The organism is Parendozoicomonas sp. 2304DJ65-17, assembly GCF_058148445.1.
Genome location: NZ_JBYVJV010000146.1, coordinates 1 through 232, shown reverse-complemented (window position 1 = coordinate 232; position 232 = coordinate 1). Strand labels below are relative to the sequence as shown.

The window sequence follows — 232 nt, the reverse complement described above, 5'->3', positions numbered from 1 at the left end:
CGTTGAGGCCTGATTATGGATGCCAATCAGCTTGCCCCGGTTATTGAGTTTAACTTTTTCCCAGCCGGGTATATTGATGATTCCTGGCTGGTAAATCTTCCCAATGCTCAGTTTATCAATGCTTTAAAAGTCGAAGAGTTCGGTGCTTATTGGGCTTCCCTCCATATTCTGGAAGCTTATGTTCTTCACAGTAAGACTGATCTTGATTTTAATCGTGTGGAAGAGCAGTTGG

1 protein-coding gene is annotated in these 232 nt (G+C 43.1%); it reads left to right on the top strand.

Annotated elements, in window-relative coordinates; genetic code table 11:
- Nucleotides 1–15: 15 nt before the first annotated feature.
- Nucleotides 16–232, top strand: a 217-nt coding sequence (locus ACY2RR_RS24845) for a hypothetical protein (protein WP_490110874.1), incomplete at its 3' end; no start/stop codon positions are given.